The 18713-nt window shown below is 40.9% G+C and carries 15 protein-coding genes and 1 other annotated feature; of the genes, 4 read left to right on the top strand and 11 right to left on the bottom strand.

Going from position 1 to position 18713, the window contains the following annotated elements; translation table 11 throughout:
- Positions 1-224 precede the first annotated feature (224 nt).
- Complete coding sequence (locus BUF11_RS00155) at positions 225-3239, bottom strand: glycoside hydrolase family 2 (RefSeq protein WP_073587831.1); 3015 nt, start codon at positions 3237-3239, stop codon at positions 225-227.
- A 199-nt stretch (positions 3240-3438) separates the two neighbouring features.
- Between BUF11_RS00155 and BUF11_RS00150 the strand changes: the two genes are divergently transcribed.
- Together BUF11_RS00150 and BUF11_RS00145 are read left to right on the top strand one after the other, a co-directional pair.
- Complete coding sequence (locus BUF11_RS00150) at positions 3439-4293, top strand: helix-turn-helix domain-containing protein (protein ID WP_073586801.1); 855 nt, start codon at positions 3439-3441, stop codon at positions 4291-4293.
- Positions 4294-4473: 180 nt separating this feature from the next.
- Positions 4474-4731, top strand: a complete 258-nt coding sequence (locus BUF11_RS00145) for a hypothetical protein (RefSeq protein WP_073586800.1) — start codon at positions 4474-4476, stop codon at positions 4729-4731.
- A 39-nt stretch (positions 4732-4770) separates the two neighbouring features.
- On the opposite strand, the gene BUF11_RS00140 is transcribed toward BUF11_RS00145, so the two are convergent.
- The 7 genes from BUF11_RS00140 to BUF11_RS00110 all read right to left on the bottom strand — a co-directional run bounded on the left by BUF11_RS00140 (position 4771) and on the right by BUF11_RS00110 (position 13145).
- A complete protein-coding gene (locus BUF11_RS00140; RefSeq protein ID WP_073586799.1) occupies positions 4771-5385 on the bottom strand; it encodes a uracil-DNA glycosylase family protein in 615 nt (204 codons plus the stop codon).
- 39 nt (positions 5386-5424) lie between these two features.
- A complete protein-coding gene (locus tag BUF11_RS00135) occupies positions 5425-6687 on the bottom strand; it encodes an MFS transporter (RefSeq protein ID WP_073586798.1) in 1263 nt (420 codons plus the stop codon).
- Between the two features lie 385 nt (positions 6688-7072).
- On the bottom strand, positions 7073-8476 hold the full coding sequence (locus tag BUF11_RS00130; protein ID WP_073586797.1) for an FAD-binding oxidoreductase: 1404 nt from the start codon (positions 8474-8476) through the stop codon (positions 7073-7075).
- A 115-nt stretch (positions 8477-8591) separates the two neighbouring features.
- Complete coding sequence (locus BUF11_RS00125) at positions 8592-9788, bottom strand: electron transfer flavoprotein subunit alpha (RefSeq protein WP_073586796.1); 1197 nt, start codon at positions 9786-9788, stop codon at positions 8592-8594.
- A gap of 12 nt (positions 9789-9800) precedes the next feature.
- A complete protein-coding gene (locus BUF11_RS00120) occupies positions 9801-10589 on the bottom strand; it encodes an electron transfer flavoprotein subunit beta/FixA family protein (protein ID WP_073586795.1) in 789 nt (262 codons plus the stop codon).
- Between the two features lie 27 nt (positions 10590-10616).
- Positions 10617-12158 carry an L-lactate permease gene (locus tag BUF11_RS00115; RefSeq protein ID WP_139243231.1) on the bottom strand — a complete coding sequence of 514 codons (1542 nt, stop codon included), beginning with the start codon at positions 12156-12158 and terminating at the stop codon, positions 10617-10619.
- A 291-nt stretch (positions 12159-12449) separates the two neighbouring features.
- Positions 12450-13145 carry a FadR/GntR family transcriptional regulator gene (locus BUF11_RS00110; RefSeq protein ID WP_073586794.1) on the bottom strand — a complete coding sequence of 232 codons (696 nt, stop codon included), beginning with the start codon at positions 13143-13145 and terminating at the stop codon, positions 12450-12452.
- A 626-nt stretch (positions 13146-13771) separates the two neighbouring features.
- Between BUF11_RS00110 and BUF11_RS00105 the strand changes: the two genes are divergently transcribed.
- Positions 13772-14101: a winged helix-turn-helix transcriptional regulator gene (locus tag BUF11_RS00105; protein ID WP_073586793.1), complete on the top strand. Its 330-nt coding sequence runs from the start codon at positions 13772-13774 to the stop codon at positions 14099-14101.
- A gap of 47 nt (positions 14102-14148) precedes the next feature.
- On the opposite strand, the gene BUF11_RS00100 is transcribed toward BUF11_RS00105, so the two are convergent.
- The 3 genes from BUF11_RS00100 to BUF11_RS00090 form a co-directional block, all read right to left on the bottom strand.
- Positions 14149-14844, bottom strand: coding sequence for a hypothetical protein (locus BUF11_RS00100; RefSeq protein WP_073586792.1), 696 nt, complete (start codon positions 14842-14844; stop codon positions 14149-14151).
- 106 nt (positions 14845-14950) lie between these two features.
- Entirely contained in the window at positions 14951-16348 is a 1398-nt protein-coding gene (locus tag BUF11_RS00095; RefSeq protein ID WP_175561957.1) for a sensor histidine kinase, read from the bottom strand.
- A complete protein-coding gene (locus BUF11_RS00090) occupies positions 16345-17043 on the bottom strand; it encodes a response regulator transcription factor (RefSeq protein WP_073586791.1) in 699 nt (232 codons plus the stop codon). The genes BUF11_RS00095 and BUF11_RS00090 overlap by 4 nt, the downstream gene beginning before the upstream one ends.
- Before the next feature lie 309 nt (positions 17044-17352).
- Positions 17353-17409, top strand: a sequence feature (sodium ion sensor (DUF1646 type); this cis-regulatory element may regulate processes involved in with the transportation of sodium ions).
- A gap of 44 nt (positions 17410-17453) precedes the next feature.
- Here BUF11_RS00090 and BUF11_RS00080 point away from each other — a divergent pair.
- Complete coding sequence (locus tag BUF11_RS00080) at positions 17454-18614, top strand: cation:proton antiporter (protein ID WP_073586789.1); 1161 nt, start codon at positions 17454-17456, stop codon at positions 18612-18614.
- The last annotated feature ends 99 nt before the right edge of the window (positions 18615-18713 follow it).

The raw sequence follows: 18713 nt of genomic DNA, 5'->3' as shown, positions 1-18713 counted from the left end.
ATATTTTTTTTGTACAAATTAGATATTTTTATTAAATTCACGACAAAAAATACAAATATTGTATTTTCAACTCAAGAAAAATTGGCTCTTTTCACTATTCAGAAACTTCAGGGAAAGCAGGGACAACATTCTCCGCTAAATGAAACAAAGACCCACCCGGAAACGGGCAGGTCTTTGTTTACAGCTTCTATCTGTCAGGCTTGGTATGATTTCTATTACAGCTTTTATTCAAATTGCAGTGTTATATGAAAGGAGATATTTTCTTCATTTAACTGATACTTTTCAGAAAGTGCCGGCCCGCAGGAATTGGAACCTACACCGCTCATTTTGTAATCCAGGCAGAGGATTGTACTATCTGCCTTCTCAAGCTCATAATTGTGAGCTTTTAATGCCAGCTCTTCCTGGGTATACCTGCTTGCCTGGAAGGAGAAGGGTGCTTTTGCCGTAGCATGTATATGCTTTCCGAAGGAAGAGAGAATTTCAAGCTTCTCACAGCCGTAGTGACTGGAATTCTCCTGGGGTTTGATGTAATCCACATACATATCAGATACCTTCTGGCTAAACCTTCCATACCAGGAGGAACGATGCTTGTCAATATAACTCTCCCCAGGTCCATAACCTACGTAATTAACCGTGTCATATTCTTTCGGAAGGAATAACCGCAGGCCCAAGCGCGGCAGGAAAGGAAGTTCCTTATTCCGTTTTCCGTCCATCTGTATGGTAATGGTACCATCCGTTCCAATGAACCAGGTTACCTCAAGTTCCAATATGTGCTGAATCTGAACAGCCGTAACCGCCAGGCGGCAATAAATGGCTGTTACACCGTTTTCCTTCGATACCCTGGTCTCGTATACACGGGGAAATGCCTTGTCATAGCGGGCCTTTTCCCAGAATTCACGGATATTTCTGTCATTGTCTGCCGGTGCGCGCCAGATATTAAATTCTATGGGCTTTTCTAATATGTTCCGGTTATTTATCACCATACTTTCGAAATTACCATGTAATTTGTCAAAGCGGTATATAAAATTCGCCCCTGTAACGATAACCTTAGCTGCATTTTCTTCTACTGTAACGGCTGCATCCCCTGCTATACCGTTATCACCGGCTATCACAAAAGGAACCGCACTCTCCCTGATAAACAGCTGGTCAAAGCCCAGCTCATGCCCTTTTGAGGTAAAGGGAAGCTCTATGGACTGAATATAGTTAATCTTTACGGTTATGCTGCCGTTCTTACCTGTTAAAAAATTTTCTTCTGCCGGCAGTTTCATTACTGTCTTGCCATGGGGAGGTAAATCAATTGCCCCCAGGTCATAGGTTTCTATTTTCTCCCCATTTAAAAGGAGCTCTGCTTCTATGGTCAGATAGTCCTTCAGGTTTGTAAAGTCCAGCTTATTCTCAAATTCAACAGCCAGTTCCTCTTTGCTTACAAGACGGGCACGTACCGGACGGATAACATTTTTATATTCTGCCAGGGCAGGATGAGGAATACGGTCAGGGGATACCATGCCGTCTACGCAGAAGTTCCCGTCATGAGGATACTCACCGGAATCTCCGCCGTAATGGAATATTTTACGCCCGTCTTTGGTAATTCCGCGGTAAATGGCATGGTCACACCATTCCCATACAAAGCCGCCCACAAAACGCTCGTGGGAATAAATGCAGTCGAAATAATCCTCTATATCTCCCGGCCCGTTACCCATAGCATGGACAAATTCACACAGCATATAAGGCTTGGGATTGCTCTCTAAATATTCCGCTATACTGGGGATAGAAGCATACATGGTACTGTATATATCCAGCATGGAGGTATCATTTATGTGTCCGCCGGACTGGCTGACACTTCCTTCATAATGCACCAGCCTCGTAGGATCATACTCTTTTATCCAGCGGCCCGTATCCTCAAAAGCCTTGCCATAACCCGCCTCATTTCCCATAGACCAGATAATAACGCTGGCATTGTTCTTATCCCTGATAACATTTCTCTGATTGCGGTCTAAGATTGCCTTGGCAAACATCTCCCTCTGAACCAGATCACCATAGGTCTCCCAGCCTCCTCCATAAAAACATGTGGCGCCGTGTGCTTCCAGGTCACTTTCTCCCACAACATAGAAGCCGTATTCACTGCATAATCCGGTGAACCAGGGGGCATTGGGATAATGGCTGGTACGGATGGCGTTAATATTGGCTTCCTTCATTAGCTTTAAGTCCTTTAATGCCTGCTCTTTGCTGATGGTGTAACCGGTTAAGGGATCACTGTCATGCCTGTTAACTCCCTTAAACTTTACCTTTACACCGTTAATATGAATGACATCCTTAATCACTTCAACAGAACGTATACCCAACTTCTGATAAATGACCTCACCTGGAGCGGCAATGATAAGGGTATACAGATAAGGTTTTTCTGCACTCCAGAGCGCCGGGTCTGTTACTTTTAGCACAAGCTGTGAATTCTTTATGGCTCCTTCTGCTATCACCTTACCGGAAGCCTCCGTTAAGGTACAGGTTACCGGAACCTCTTCACCGGAATATTCAAAATCCACTCTGATTTCTGCTTTGGTATAGTTATCCTTTAGCAGGGTTTTTACAAAGAAATCACGGATATGATTTGCAGGGCGGCTGATAATATATACATCACGGAAAATTCCTGTCATGCGGAATTTATCCTGGTCTTCCAGATAACTGCCGTCACACCATTTTAGTACAACCACGGTAATATCATTTACACCCGGGGTTATGCAGGAAGTGATATCAAATTCACTGGTGGAATGGGATACCTGGCTGAACCCAACTAAGTTTTTGTTGATATAGACATAAAAGCAGGAATCCACCCCTTCGAAATTCAGATAATAATGAAAACTCTCTGTCTCCTGCTCCACTATAAAGCTGCGATGGTAGACGCAGGTGGGATTATCTGACGGAACAAAGGGAGGATCATAGGGAAAGGGAAAATTAACATTGGTATACTGGTGATGATCATAGCCAAACATTTGTATACATCCCGGTACGGGAATGGAATCATAGCCTTCATAAACATAGCCTGCCCCCGTAAAATCCTCCACTTCAAAAGGGTTAGTATAAAATTTGAAATCCCAGTCTCCATTTAACGGCTGCATCCGGGAACTGTTCCCTGTTTCGCCGGGAGCAAAGGGAATATAGTAGCTGCGGTTTTCCTCACAGCCCACATGAAGAACAGAAGGATCTTCATAATACAGGGGTAATTTTAATTCTGACTTTAACATAATTATTCCTTTCATCAGCATAAAATTTATTTTCTTTTTTGAATATACCAAAATATTATCCATATTTCCATACATAAAATTGATATCTATATGCACAAAGTTTTCATTTTGTTTTGACACCGGAAAGAAAGAAATATACAATATAGATACGAACATACACGGCGGTAAAAATACCGGAGTCTTTTAGAAAAGAGGTCTTATGCTTACAGTAGTAGGATATTATGATTGGCAGTCCGATGAAAAATCCGTATCGGATCAGGACTTTTTCGTTCATTGCAGCGGCAGGTACCGCTTGCTTCATAAAGAGGAATTCCAGACAGAAAGGCCTTTGGGAGCTGCTAATTACCAGCTTATCTATGTAGCTGACGGAAAGGCACACTTTCGAATAAAGGGGAAGCTTCAGATACTGGAGAAGGGGAGTTGTGTTCTTTTCCATCCGGGAGATCCCCAGTTCTATTATTATTATCTAAAGGACCATCCGGATGTTTACTGGGTTCACTTCTCCTGCAAAAAAGATAACTTATTTTTAAGCCAAACCGGCTGGGGAGAAGAGAATATCTATAATGTGGGAGTCCATAACAGTTATATCCACCTCTTTGACGGAATCATCCAGGAACTGCAGTTAAAGCAGCCCCTTTGCGAGGAGCAGCTTAAGCTGATGATGCAGCAGCTTCTGTTAAAAATGGGCAGAAACCGAATCAGGGAAAATAAGACTTTTGAGAATTATAATAAAGAAGTGGAAGAGGCACTGCGAATTTTTCATTTGTCTCCGGAAAAGGATTTTACAATCAGGGAATTTGCCAGGGAGCGCGGGCTGAATTATTACCGTTTCATTGATACCTTTACAAAACATGTGGGAACCTCACCAAGGCAGTATATTATCAATATCCGTATGACCACGGCAAAAGAGCTGCTGACTAATCCTCTCTTCCAGATATCCGAGGTGGCACAGCTGACCGGATATGAGAATCCCCTTTATTTCAGCCGGCTTTTTAAGAAGATTTGGGGGCTTTCCCCTACAGAATTCAGACAACAGGCGGAAAAAGGCGGATGAGCTAACTTAAGTATTGTTAATTGGTAAAATTTAAGTTATGCTATATGTGAATACTTTACTATAGAGCGGAGGATACGAGTGAAAGATAAATCTTTCACTCGCCCTGATTTTGTACGCGTGCTTTAGCACATCTAAAGCATACTTCAGATGTGCTAATAAGCACGCAGATGGGAACCATATATGAAAAAGAAAAAGGTGTTTCTCTCATTATTTGTTTTAGTTTTACTGATAGCTTTACTCATTCCGGTCAGCTTTGCTGCTATTGATAAAATACGTTATGATAATAATCAGAGTCCAATCTTTGCCAAAGATAACGGTGCCGGCTGTGACGCGATTATACTTGAAGGATTTGGTTATAATATCGTATACTCATGCCCCGAGACAACGGCTGATGATACTACAGATTACGGCAGCAGCTGGAGGTGGTTTTGGGAATGACAGTAATTTGCAACATCTTCAATGGTAATCTATGTTCCTTTAAATGCCCAATACCCTATGAACTTCTTTCTGTATCTTAAGAACTCTTTTTTCTGTAAATTCGGGATAATCTTTAAACCATTTCATATTTAAAGGTGACGGATGGGGCAGTATATAGGCAGGTTTCCCATTAATTTTCCTGTCTTCAAAAGCTAAGGATGTAATTTTCTCTCCCGGAAAGAAAAATTCCGCTGCAATTCCACCGATCAAAATATAAATTTGATTATCGACAAGCTCCATTTCTTTAAGAAGCCACTGTTTCGAACAAACTTTGGGCGGACGGCGGTCTCCGCCGCCAGGCGCCTTTCCGGGATAACAATGCGCCATTGATGCAATATAGAAATTATCAGGATTATAAAATTCCTCATCCGATATTCGATACCATTCCCCGCGAAGTTTTCTTCCGCTGGCATCATTAAACGGCTTTCCTGTCTCATGCACACTTTTAGACGGAGCCTGGCTGATCTGCATGATCTTGGCATTAGAAGTACCCAGTATAATAGGATGCGGTTCGAATCCAAAAGTATCCTGACATAACCGGCATTGTAATATCTGATTATGTAAATCAACGAGTCCGCTTTTGCCATGGTTTTGCTTCACATCTGTTATCTTCATCTTGCCTCCTAAACATAGCAGTTAATTTTTTAAATCTTTCTATAACAATGGGTGCTTTTCCCTTGATATTCGTGTAATGACCAGTACCATCAGAAATTCCGCAAGAAGCAGGCCTATGTTCATAACCAGCGGCAGCATCCGGTCACGCTGGGAGAGCTGTCCCGCAATCCAACCCACCGGGATACTGATAAGTAAGATCATCGCCATAATCAGGCTGTTTACCCTGGCACGTTCCTTAGCTGGAATCGCAACCGACATCATGGATTCTGTTACGGGGCCAAGGACTGCAAGTGCAAAGGCTTCGCAGATTGCCGAAAAGGATACTGCCCAGATTGATGCCGCCGCAAAAGGCATGCATAAAAGCAATACCGTCAGCCCCAGAAACTGCAATCCCAGTCCAAACAGCAAAGGATGTCTAAGGGACCTCATGCTGATATGTGAGGTTATAAACAGGTAAACCAATATCGTGGTAATGGCTTTAACCATTGGAAACACTGAAAGCATCGAAGCACTTATTCCATAAGAAGCCGTAACAAACAACGGCCAGAACGTAGCCTGTACGATATTAAAACAGGTCATCAGCGTCATAAGTACCACATAGGGCAACAGCTTGGTGTGACGGAGCGCAGATACAAATACACCCCAGCCGCCAAAGGCCAGCGAAGATAATGAATGCCCCCTGCATTCCTCTCTTCTGCGCAGGCCAATCCCACTCTCTTTTGCCAAACGGTACTGTATCACAAACTTAATGGCCATCAATATCATTGCCGCCAGATATATGACCCGCATGGTCGGCACCAGGGTAAACCGGTCGATGCAAAGACCTGCCACCGGCGAAATAAATCCCGCCATCAAGCCAAAAAAGTTAAGAATCGTATAGATATTAATAAGTTGTCCGGAATCACCATCTTCAACAATCATACAGCTGAAGCTATTACCTGTTATTCTCCACATTCCATTCAAGGCTGCGGCAAACATAAAATACCAGTAACCCTGTGCTCCTGCCCAAAGCATACAGGGGAGGAGCCAGCTAAGTAAACCGAATACCAGCATTGTTCTGCGCCTGCCGTATTTATCTACAATAGCTCCAGATAACAATCCCGATAAGAACTGCGCTGCCAATCCCAAACTGGCAACCATACCTATCTGGACGTCCTGCAATCCTATTGCGGCCATATATATCGATGCGAAGGGCAGAAAAAGGTTATTGGGAATTGCCCATAATGGCTCCGTTACAACGCAAGCCCGTTGATTTCCTTTAAGTGAACGCAGAGTTCGCCATAAAGGATGATTTATTTTCATATTTAATTTCTCCTTTATTATTTATTGTGCACATCAACTCCTTCCTGTAAAGATTCGCCGGCGGTACCCGCCAGAATCAGGTCATAAGAATTCTTATTATTCACTGATAATCTCCGCCTTTCCTATATAAATTATATTCTACCGTTATTTTAATACATCCTGGATTAATTGTATATAAAATAAAGAATGTGCCCTGGCACATTCTTGACGTCTCGCGCATCCGACCAGCGGGAGGATTTCTTCCGCGAAAGCGAGTGCGCATCCTAAGCGGAGCGTTTTTAATTCATACGAGGAAATTCGAAAATTTTCCCGTATGAATTAAAAAAGAAACAGCTTAAACGGCTGCATACCATTTAAGCTGTCCCTTATGCTTTATCCACTATCCCTACATCTGGCATACTTTATGGGGATTTAAGATATTTTTCGGGTCAAAAGCTCTCTTGATTCCTCTCATAATTTCAACAGTAGCCGGGTCCATGGATTCCATGAGGTAGGACTTTTTCGCATAACCGATACCATGTTCTCCTGATACCTGCCCGCTTAGTTCTCTGGCTTTTCCATAAATCTTATCCATGGCAGCTTTCATCTTATTTTCCCATTCCTCTTCGCTTAAATCATCCTTTAAAATATAGGCATGGAGATTGCCGTCCCCTGCATGGCCAAAGCTTTTGATCCGGATATCCACCTCTTTATATAATCCATGGATATATTCCACCATTTCATTTACAGAGCCTCTCGGAACCACCACGTCCACTTCATCCATATAAGTGGTAGAACCTTTGATTGCCTCTAAAAAGGCTCCTCTTGCTTTCCAAATGGATTCTTCCCTTTCGTTGGTATCGGAAATTAGAATATCAATTGCCCCCTGCTCCAAACAGATCTGGGCTACATTGGCATAATCCTTTTCAATTTCTTCCGTGGAATTACCGTCAAACTTCAGTAACAGGTATGCATCCGCACTGCTATCCGGGAACTTTTTCCCCAGATACTTTTCCGCATCCAGGATTACTTCCCTTTGCATAAATTCAATCGCTGTGGGTATGGACTTGGATTTAATGATAAAAGGCACGGTACGGATTGCTTTTTCCAGGGTCGGAAAGGGAATCAGGAGGCTGATTGCTTTTTTGGGCAAAGGAAGGAGCTTTAAAGTAGCTTTTGTAATGATCCCTAAGGTTCCTTCCGAGCCTACCATTAAATCCTTCATGGCATATCCCGTACTGTTTTTTACTACCTTTCCTCCGAATTCCACAACCTTGCCGTCGGGAAGGACCACTTCAAGGCCTCTCACATAGTCTCTGGTAACGCCGTATTTTACCGCCCGCATGCCGCCCGCATTGGTACTGATATTACCTCCTATGGTCGCAGATTTTTCTCCCGGGTCCGGCGGATAGAATAAATCCCTATCCTGTACATAAGCTGCCAGCTCCATTAACAGTACTCCCGGCTCTACGGTTATGGTAAGATTGTTTTCATCCAGTTCCAGAAAACGGTTCATCAGGCTGGTATCCAGCATAATCCCGTGTTCTATTGCTACGGAAGCGCCTACTAAGCCAGTTCCGGAACCTCTTGGGGTAACCGGAATGGTATTTTCATAAGCATACCTCATAATCTCGGATACTTCTTCCGTGGATATTACCTTTACTACTACATCGGGATAACTGACCGTATCACTTAATTCATCATGGCTGTATTCTTCATTAATTTCCTCACCATAAAGAATTCTTTCTTCCTCCTTTATGATTGCCCGGATAGTTTTCAAATCGTTCTGGTCTAATCTTTTATAATTCATAATTTCCTCCATTCCTGCTATTTTGCACCTCTAAAGCCTGAAATGTGCACCGTTTTGTTCATTTCATTTTTACCTGTGAAGATGTTTTTCTTCACAGGCAACTCACATCCGGATTCTAAGCGCTTACCGTTTTGCCTGCCTTTATCTGACTGATTAAATTTGGTATGATATCGTATAAATCACCGACCAGGCAATAATGTGCTGCCTTAAAAATAGGTGCATTTTCATCCTTATTGATAGCAATTATCTGTTCGGAGTTATTCATGCCGGCCGTAAACTGGACGGAACCGGATACTCCGCAGGTAATGATTAGCTTTGGCCTTACAGTACGCCCGCTTAAGCCTACCTGGCGTTTTGCTTCCAGCCACCCGGCTTCCATGACCGGCCTGGTACAGGCAATCTGTCCGCCTAAAAGTTCGGCAAGCTCTTTTAACATAGCCAAATCCTCTTCTTTTTTAATTCCGCGTCCGGCTACTACAAGAACTTCGGAAGCTTCAATAAACTGCTCCTTTTCTTTTGCAATGATATCCAATACGGAAACCTTACTTGCCAATTCTTTCGAATCAATATTACAGCGGATGATTTCTCCCTGGGCGGCATCCTTCCTCTCCGGTGCATCCATAACCTTGTAACGGACAGTTGCCATCTGGGGCCTGTGATTCGGTGTTAAAATCTGTGCCATGATATTTCCGCCAAAGGCAGGCCTTATCTGCACCAGATCCGTATTTTCATTGATATCCAGTATCGTACAATCTGCCGTCAGCCCGGTCTTTAATCTGGCTGCCAGTCTGGGCGCCAGCTGCCTGCCCACAGGAGTAGCCCCCATTAAAATAGCCGTAGGTTTTATATTTTCCACAAAATCCTCAAAGGCTTTTGTATATGGCTCCATTTTAAAACGATCCAGTTCTTCCTTATCGTATACAAATACTTTGTCTACCTCGTAATGGAGCAGCTCTTCACATTGTGAACCGATATGATGCCCCATCATAATGGCATAAACCGGATGATTGATTTTTTTTGCCAGTTCTCTTGCTTTTCCGATTAATTCATAAGTAACCGGGTGGATAACTCCGTCAATATGGTCCACATATACCGCAATTCCTTTCCATTTATCCTTATCTACTGCTTCCACCGCTTCTTCCACATATTCGATGGCACCCTGGGGGCCTTTTTTTACGCATAGCTTGCACATTTTACAGGCCGCATTTATCTGAAGTTTATTGTCCTTTTCTTCCAAGGCTCCAAAAGGACATATGCTTATGAGTTCCTTTATATTGCCGACTTTCTCCTGATTTATGATTAACTTAGCCATTTTTTCTCCTCCTTAAGCGAATTTCAATTCTTTCAGCTTGCTTAACAGCCTGCCGGTCAGTTCACTGCCCTCTCCGTTCCAGACTTCCCTATGGTTATTTACCTCTGGAGGAAAGATACGCTGCACCTGGGTAGGAGAACCGTTCAAGCCATAATGCTTTTCTTCCCTGTCTTCCAAATCGGCCAGGGTTATAACTCTTATTTCCCTGTCCTTTGTTTCCTGCTTTTTCACAAAGGAGGGAAGCCTGGGAATAAAAATATCTTTATCAACGGCTAACAGGCAAGGATATTCAATCTCGGCTATTTCTATCTCATGGGTCATATCCATCTCCACTACCATGGAACCGGCCTTTAGTTCCGTGACTTTAGACACATTGGATAAACTGGGAATGCCAAGCCATTCCGCCACTTCCGGCCCCACCTGGGCGGTATCCCCATCCGTCGTCTGTTTACCGCAGAGAATCAAATCATAGGTTCCCGATTTTTTAATTCCCTGGGAAATGGTATAGCTGGTGGCCAAAACATCCGCCCCGCCGAATTTTCTGTCAGATATTAAAACTCCATGGTCCACTCCCATGGCAAAGGCTTCTCTGATAACTCCTGCCGCCTGATTCGGCCCCATGGTTAAGGCGGTAATGCTTCCACCCAATTTTTCTTTTATCCGGAGTGCAGTCTCAATAGCATATAAATCATAAGGATTCATTTTGGACTCCACACCATTCCTTTTCAGTACTCCGGTAACCGGATCCACCTCCACCTTATTACTGTCAGGCACCTGTTTAATACATACTAAAATATTCATCTCTTAACTCCTTTCCTTTTTTACAAATTACATAAAAAATCTCGACCCAATAAAGGTAACAATTCCCACAACAATAATAAACAAAACAAAGTACTTTATGGTTCCTTTTAACAGCTTGTTTTCCTTTCCCTCAAGCTTTACAGCTGCTACTGCAACGGCGATACTTTGAGGTGAAATCATTTTAGCCATAACCGCACCGGCGGTATTGGAAGCAGAAATCCAGGCCTGGTTTAGGCCCAGTGCCGTAGAGGTTTCTGCCTGCAGTCCTCCAAATAACACACTGGAGGAGGTACCGCTTCCGGTTACAAAGGTTCCGATAGAGCCTAAGAAAGGCGCAAATAACGGATAAAAAGGACCGGTATAAGTAACAAACACCAGGGAAATGGAAGCAATCATGCCGCTGTAGCCCATCAGCTTAGCGGTAGCCATAATGGCTATAATGGTTATAATGGTTTTCATCATCTGCAGGATTGTCTTTTTTAAGATAAGAAGCATTTCTTTAAAACTAATCCCCTGTATTTTCCCGCCGATAAAGGCAGAAAGGATAATCCACAGACCTGGTGTTGCCAGCCAGGAAAAAGTATAAGGAGAACCTCCCTTGCCTGTATAAATGTTAACGGTAGTCTTTACTGTTGAAAGGAGCTCGTTGAATGGTGCCACTAATTTGGAGGTTCCCAGAAGGAACAAGAAAATCAGTATAAATGGGCTCCAGGCGACTAAAGCTTCCTTTCCGGTTACTTTTTCTTCATTTTTTCCTTCCAAGAGATGCTCTTCATCCACTTTTCCCTTACCTAGAAACTTGGCTGCTAAAACGGTGGCTGCCATGGAGCAGACAGAACCGATAACCACCGGAAGCTCTGCTCCCAGATATCTTGCTACCAGGTATTCCGGAATCAAAAAGGCAAGTCCGGATATTAAAGTAATAAGGACGATACCTTTAAAGGGTTTTCTTGATTTTCCCGTTAAGGCCACTAAAACAAAGGGCGTTAGTACAATAAATATGGCTAACAGGATTACCGTATTGGTGGATAAATCAATCACATTAAGACCAGTAATTTTAGCCAGTGTGGTGGTGGGTATACCGATGGAACCAAAGGCTGTTGGCGTTGCATTTGCAATAAGGCAGACAATAGCCGCAAATACCGGATCAAATCCCAGTCCCCATAACATACTGGCCGGTATGGCTACGGCTGTGCCGAATCCTGCCATTCCTTCCATAAAACCGCCGAACCCCCAGGCAATGATAAGTACTAAGACCCGTTTATCCTTCGTTACGCCGGCCAGCATTTTTTTGATTACCTCCATCTTACCGGTGGCAACACAGACATTATAAGTAAATATGGCGGCAATAATAACAATAATGATAGGCCACATTGCAAGGGCAGCCCCTTCTGTAACTGCACGCAGGCTATCGGTAAACGGCATTTTCCACACAAATACGGCAAGTACATAGGCAATTGCCAATGCGATGGAACAAGCTTTAAACCCCGGAATTTTTAAAGCTGTTAAAGCAACTATTAACCAGATAATGGGTAATAAGGCTAAAACAAATTCTAAAATCATCTTCATACCTTTCTCCATTCTGTGGGTACTTTGTAAGACAAAAGGAACTTCTCCAGATTCCCAATGGCCTCTCAAAATAAATTGTCTGAAATTGGTCCTACCAATTTTTGCTGTAAAAAAAATGGTGCTGCAAAACAGTTTGTTTTACTACACCTATTAGCTACCAAAACAAGCAGAATTGGTAGGACCACTTTGTATTTTTATTATACTTACACCCAGCACATATGTCAACAAACGTCATTTTTTTAACATATGCTTTGTACAAAATTACTTTGAAAGGCATTTTTACATTATTTTTTACTCATTTTCTTTGAGTTTTTCGTCAATTACGCCAAAATGTTTGTTAATTGATTCATAAGCGAGGTTTTTATCCTTTGTAATTAAACTTTCAATCATCCCATTATGGGCTTCCATCAAAAGTTTTCTGCTGTCATCCTGACTTAATATTTCTCTTCTTAAATCTACAATGAACTTATCCAGGACTTCCGAAAGGGCCTCCAGGATATTGATTATCAGAGTATTTTTCGACGCCAGGGCAATATTATAATGCATCTTCTTATCCAGAACAACATTGTTTGCCTCTGTTTCATTCTCCAATTGGGAAATGACTTGTTTAAGGGTTTGGATTTCCGCTTCCGTGATGTTGTCTATGGCAAGCATTAAGGCTTCCATCTCAAGAGCCCTGCGCAGCTGGCTGACTTGCTTATAATCAATTTGATTGAGTAAGAACATCATGGACAGGGATTCTACCAGATTATTTTCAAAGTTACCGGTTAAAAAATTACCGGCCCCCTGCTGGCTTGAAATAACGCCCATGATGTCTAAAGTACGGATAGCCTCCCTTACAGAATTGCGGCTTATTCCCAGTGTTTCAGATAATTCCCTTTCCGCAGGCAGTTTACCGCCAAGTGTTAGTTCCCCCCTGCGTATCTGCCTTTTTATGTAATCAATTACTTTCATATAGGATTTTTCCTGGGTTCCGTGCTCTTCCATAAGTTCCTCCGCTGGTATAAAGTCAATGTTATTCCTTCAAACAATATCATATTTTACTTATATTTATTATTACATTATTGAATGATTAATTCAAGTCTAAGATACCATGATACCGCGGCAAACACATGAAACCAATTGACAGGAAATTACGAGAGCCCGGAGATTGTTTTGGAGTTTTGCCTTAAGAGGTATTTACCCATAATCTTTCTGCTACCGGTGCCCAATTACCAGCTGCCTCCACACACTTATCCGAGAATTCCTTTGCTGTTTCAATTTTGTTAATGTATCATTTTAGCTGTCAAAAAGCAGTAAACTTATAAATGGAAATCTGCATAAAAAACACCTTTATAACCCCGGATATTAATTCATCCAAAGAGCTTATAAAGGTATCTTTTAAGACCTTACTTATCAAATAATTTATATATTAATTTTTACAACAGCTTTATAGCCATATAACGATTTCTTTATATTTACCCAATTTAGTACTATCTATTTTTCTTAACATGGTTGCCTCCAATATTTTATTCTTTCTTTTATTTTCTCTTATGCTATAATAATATCAAAAATGATACTTCGCGCAAGTATACACTTTTTCGTATAATACTACCCAAAAGGAAAGAAATAAGATGGAAATTAAAAACGAAGTAAACTATGGCTGCCCAATTGAATATACTATGAATTTAATAGCAGGCAAGTGGAAATTAGTTATCTTATGGCATTTGTCTCAAGAGAAGGTAATGCGATACGGTGAAATCAAAAAATCCTTAAATAACATCACACATAAAATGTTAAGCCAGCAGCTTAAAGAGCTGGAAGCAGACGGCTTTATACATAGGGAAGCATATTCACAGATACCTCCTAAGGTTGAGTATTCTCTCACCAGATCAGGTGAATCACTTATTCCCATATTGGAAAGTATGAGCAAGTGGGGCAAAAACCATTTAAAAGAAAAATAACAGGGCACTGCTTGCCGGCAATAAATAAATCATTATAATTGACCCGCTTAATCCAGAAGTGTATATATTTGAATACTTTCAATCTTTTTATCTTTTATATGAAAAGTCATTACATCCACATAATTTACCGGCTCATATCGGAAATCATCCTCTTCGTCACTCAATTCGCCCCCCAGCAAATTCCCTTCAGGATAAGCCTCTTTGAGCTTTTCAAAGCTGTCTCCAACTTTAATATTTCTTATTGTAGGATATTTCGGGTCCGTAATTTCAATGTTAAAGATAAAAGACTTCTTATCTTCAGCCCCATCAATGGTTTTTATAACAAGCCCAGGAAACTGGTACTGTTTTTCCGTCATTCCATTAAGCTGATCCATATTTAACCCATCATCTTGGGAATAAGTGTGAACTTTGATTTCATCCGCTTTTCCCAGCATACTCTCGATTTTTTCATCATCTGCAATGTCCGAAATGGCAATTGCATTCTCCTTGTAAACAAAAGCCAACTGTTTTAAAACAACGTTTCCGCTCTTTTCTACTGTGCCTTCCTTTATCACTTCTTCAGAAGCATCCGTTGAACTGTCGGCAGGAGTATCCGTGGGGGTGTCATCCTTCGGTGTATCAGTGGGCATATCGTTTAATGTATTTCCCGGTGACTTAACTTCTCCTTTCCCGCATCCTGCCAAAACCATTCCGCAAAATACCAAAAGCATAGTCATTATTACTGCTTTTCTAAATACTTTCATTGTTATTCCTCCTTCAAAACATCTTAATTCATTTATTTATGTTACAGTGTCATTATAGAGAATACTTTTATCAGAGTAATAACAAACTTGTATCATTCTTGTAACATTACGCCAAGGGAAGTAAAAGTGAAACGGTAGTTCCGACTCCAATCTCACTTTCCAGGATTAACCGGCCATTAAACTTTTCTACAATCTCTCTGCAAAGAGAAAGTCCCAGCCCGGAACCTTTAGCAATATTTGAATTTCCTGCCCTATAAAATCTTTCCTGTACCAAAGAAAGGTCACTCTTATCAATCCCAATGCCCTGATCACTTATTTTTATAACTGCTTCATTTTGACCGGCAGAAGTCTCTACTTTGATATTCCCTCCTATATTTGAGTATTTTATAGCATTATCTAAAATATTCGCAATTGCATGTGTCATCAATATCTTATTTACGTCAGCCAAAACTCCCTTTCCCAAATCTGCTTCTATCGTTATTTCTCTTTTTTTTGCTTTTGGCTTCATCTCTTGAACAACACTATAGGTTAATTCCGATAAATCTTCCTTTTCCGTACTAAGCTGTTGTGCTGCTTTATCAAATTTAGAAAGAATCAGCAGCTCATTAATGAGCTTTGTAAGGCGTTCCGATTCATTTACCAGATGAAAATAGATCTTTTTTAAGTCCTCATCCTCATTTTCACCCTCGTATAAATATTGAGAGAAACCCCGAATTGCGGCAAGGGGTGTTTTGAGCTCATGAGATACATTGGAAACAAACTGCTTTTGATACTGAATATAGTCATTTAATTTCGTACCCATCTGGTTTAATCCTGCCGCAAGCATCCCCAGCTCATCTTTCCTGTTTAATTCGACCTGTTCAAATTGCTGTCTGGAGAACTTTTCCGTAGCCCCAAGAAGATATTTAATCGGCTTTGTTGTTTTACGGGCAATGTACAAACTTGAAAGAATTATCAAAAAAGTAAACCCGCCTGCGCCAATCAATAATATATACCTGATCTTGTCCATGATTTCGTAAAAATAAGATATATTTTCCACTATCTCAAAAACGTAAGCATTTTGGTAATATTTATCCTGAACAGGTATTGCAAAATAAATCAGACCATTATTTGTGACAGTATAAGAATAGTTTCCCTTCAAGGCATTTCCTATATTTCCTTCAAAAATCTTAGGAGAGCCGTTATTTACTAAGATTCCGTTCACCGCCAGCCCTAAAAGCTTCCTGTTATTATCATAGATTCTAACTTCCCTTCCTGAAGCTTTTAAAACTTCGAGGACATCCTTTGCCACATGGGAAGGTTGTACCTGATCGGTTGATTTTTCGTACCTTGTAAGTACTTCTCTAAAAGACAGCTCACAAATATCCGCCTTTTCCATCATCTGTTTCTCTATTGTCACAAAGCTATAATAATCAATGGCTTTATTAACCGAGATAATAATAATGGAAAAGGATAATACAGAGAAAAATAAGTAACTCAAAAGAAGCCTGGTTGCATACTTCAAAGAGAGTCACCTCCAAACTGGTAGCCAAATCCATAAATGGTCCTTACATATCTCGGGTTCTCAGAATCATCTTCCAATTTCTTTCTAAGCCGCATAATTGTCATATCAACACTCCGGCTGTCACCTAAATAATCGTACCCCCATACAATTTCCAAGAGTTCATCTCTGGTAAAAATCTTTTTGGGTCTTTTTGAAAGAGTTTCAAGAATCTTAAATTCTTTTGCTGTCAGGGAAATTTGATTTCCCTCCTTTAACACCCTTTTTGTTTCCAGATCAATTTCCAGTTCTCCACATACAATTGGTTCCATCTTATCGGTTTTAATCTGATCACTCGGTTCATGTCTTCTTAGTACAACTTTGATCCTGGCTATAAGTTCTCTATTATCAAAAGGCTTTGTCATATAATCTTCTGCTCCAAGCTCAAGCCCTAACACTTTATCAATGGTTTCGTTCTTTGCCGATAGCATGATAATGGGAATAGTAGACTTTTTTACAATTTCCCTGCAAAGATCGTAGCCGGAGTAATCAGGCAGCATTAAATCAAGCAAAACCAAATCCGGATGGAAAGCGTCAATCTCCATAAGTCCAATAGCACCGTTTTCAGCAGTCTTTACCTGATAATTTTCTCTTTTTAGCACCAATTCAATCAGATCCCTGATTGCAATCTCATCATCAATTACAAGAATTTTTTTCACTTGGAAGTTCTCCCACTTAAAGTAATATTGTTTTTAACCTTTTCGTTATACTCACTTCTCTCTTTATGCAAGTATGAACTTTCTATTATATTATATGCCAAACATAGAAATAAAAGCAAATGTACTCTTTTAGGGAATGAACTACGGCAGGTCTTGATAGCTGATGTAATTGCCATTTTCCATAAAGGCCATATAATCGCTAACGGCACACCGGCAGAGCTGAAAACCTTATTTCCTCCAATATCCTTCTTAATTATTTGACAGGAATATAAAGTTATGGTAGAATACAAAAAATAATGATAACGAATCGGTTGGACGGTATTTCTTAATATCGTTTTCAAGAACGAACTTCTTGGGTGGGAAGTCCTTTTAGGGACTTTCCACTTTTTATTTATTTGGAGGAGAAACAGATGGAGAACGCTTTACTTTCAATTGCATTAGTGCTGATAGCAACCAAATTAGGGGGTATGATTATTGAAAAATTTAAAATGCCTGAAGTATTGGGTGCTTTACTGGCAGGTGTGATTCTGGGACCTATGGTTTTTAACGCCGTTCCATATGACGACAATATAAAATTGTTAGCCAATATCGGCGTAATCCTGCTAATGTTCCATGCCGGTCTTGAGACCGATTTTGACCAATTCAGGAAATCAGGAAAAACCTCAGCAGTAATAGCCGTATTGGGCGTTTTTGTACCGCTGATTCTTGGCTCTTTGTGTGCCTTTCTATTTTACAGCAATATCCTTGAAAATATTTTTATCGGCATTGTCTTTACTGCCACAAGCGTAAGCATTACCGTAGAAACACTTAACGAACTTGGAAAATTGCATTCGAGAGTTGGAATAAACATTCTTGGGGCCGCAGTTATCGATGATATCCTGGGTCTTATGTTAATATCCGTTCTGTTATCTGTTGATAAAGGCTCTGGTAGATCAGTTATTTTTACCATAGCAGGAATTATGGTGTTTTTTCTGTGTTTCACCCTTGCGGCTATTTATTTGCCTAAACACATAAACACACTTGCTTCTAAGATTTCCTCCGGAAAATCACAGTTAGCTTTCTCAATTGCAAGTGCTTTGCTAATTGCATTTACTGCGGAACATTTAGGTATCGCTGCCATAACCGGAGCTTACCTTTTTGGATTATTGCTTTCCAGAACAGAACGAAGGAACTACCTGGAACGTGGTATAAAAACTATTTCATCCGGATTTCTCTCGCCGATATTTTTCGCAAGCGTCGGGCTATCTGTGACCCTTGATGGAATCACAGCAAAAGTTCTTTTAATTGCAATTGTAATGTTCCTTGTTGCCGTAACAGGCAAAGTAATAGGCTGCGGCTGTGCGGCACGGTTTTTCAAAATGAAACACAGCGAATCCCTTCAGATTGGTATCGGCATGATCTCCCGCGGTGAAGTAGCTATTATAACTGCCAATATAGGCGTACAGAACGGCATCATTACACAAGAAGTCTTTATTCCGACCATTCTTGTTGTTTTACTGACAACGGTCATCACACCACTACTTTTAAAATTAGCATTTTCCCATAAAGCAGAGAAGTGGATAGATAAATGAAATTAGTTTCATTGCTAAAGCTCATAATTCTTTCTCCTCGTCATTTCTTAAAATTTGTGTTCATTCTCTTAAAAAGTCCCATCATATCCATATAGGTAC

Source organism: Anaerocolumna xylanovorans DSM 12503 (assembly GCF_900143645.1).
Lineage (GTDB): Bacteria > Bacillota > Clostridia > Lachnospirales > Lachnospiraceae > Anaerocolumna > Anaerocolumna xylanovorans.
The sequence above is the reverse complement of the archived record's forward strand: the minus strand, read 5'-3'. Positions and strand labels throughout refer to the sequence as shown.

Bases quoted from the DNA above. Each gene is read 5' to 3' on its own strand.
- BUF11_RS00155 (WP_073587831.1), bottom strand. From the start codon at position 3,239: ATGTTAAAGTCAGAATTAAAATTACCCCTGTATTATGAAGATCCTTCT.
- BUF11_RS00115 (WP_139243231.1), bottom strand. From the start codon at position 12,158: ATGAAGATGATTTTAGAATTTGTTTTAGCCTTATTACCCATTATCTGG.
- BUF11_RS00100 (WP_073586792.1), bottom strand. From the start codon at position 14,844: ATGAAAGTATTTAGAAAAGCAGTAATAATGACTATGCTTTTGGTATTT.
- BUF11_RS00135 (WP_073586798.1), bottom strand. From the start codon at position 6,687: ATGAAAATAAATCATCCTTTATGGCGAACTCTGCGTTCACTTAAAGGA.
- BUF11_RS00110 (WP_073586794.1), bottom strand. From the start codon at position 13,145: ATGGAAGAGCACGGAACCCAGGAAAAATCCTATATGAAAGTAATTGAT.
- BUF11_RS00080 (WP_073586789.1), top strand. From the start codon at position 17,454: ATGGAGAACGCTTTACTTTCAATTGCATTAGTGCTGATAGCAACCAAA.
- BUF11_RS00125 (WP_073586796.1), bottom strand. From the start codon at position 9,788: ATGGCTAAGTTAATCATAAATCAGGAGAAAGTCGGCAATATAAAGGAA.
- BUF11_RS00140 (WP_073586799.1), bottom strand. From the start codon at position 5,385: ATGAAGATAACAGATGTGAAGCAAAACCATGGCAAAAGCGGACTCGTT.
- BUF11_RS00145 (WP_073586800.1), top strand. From the start codon at position 4,474: ATGAAAAAGAAAAAGGTGTTTCTCTCATTATTTGTTTTAGTTTTACTG.
- BUF11_RS00120 (WP_073586795.1), bottom strand. From the start codon at position 10,589: ATGAATATTTTAGTATGTATTAAACAGGTGCCTGACAGTAATAAGGTG.
- BUF11_RS00105 (WP_073586793.1), top strand. From the start codon at position 13,772: ATGGAAATTAAAAACGAAGTAAACTATGGCTGCCCAATTGAATATACT.
- BUF11_RS00150 (WP_073586801.1), top strand. From the start codon at position 3,439: ATGCTTACAGTAGTAGGATATTATGATTGGCAGTCCGATGAAAAATCC.
- BUF11_RS00130 (WP_073586797.1), bottom strand. From the start codon at position 8,476: ATGAATTATAAAAGATTAGACCAGAACGATTTGAAAACTATCCGGGCA.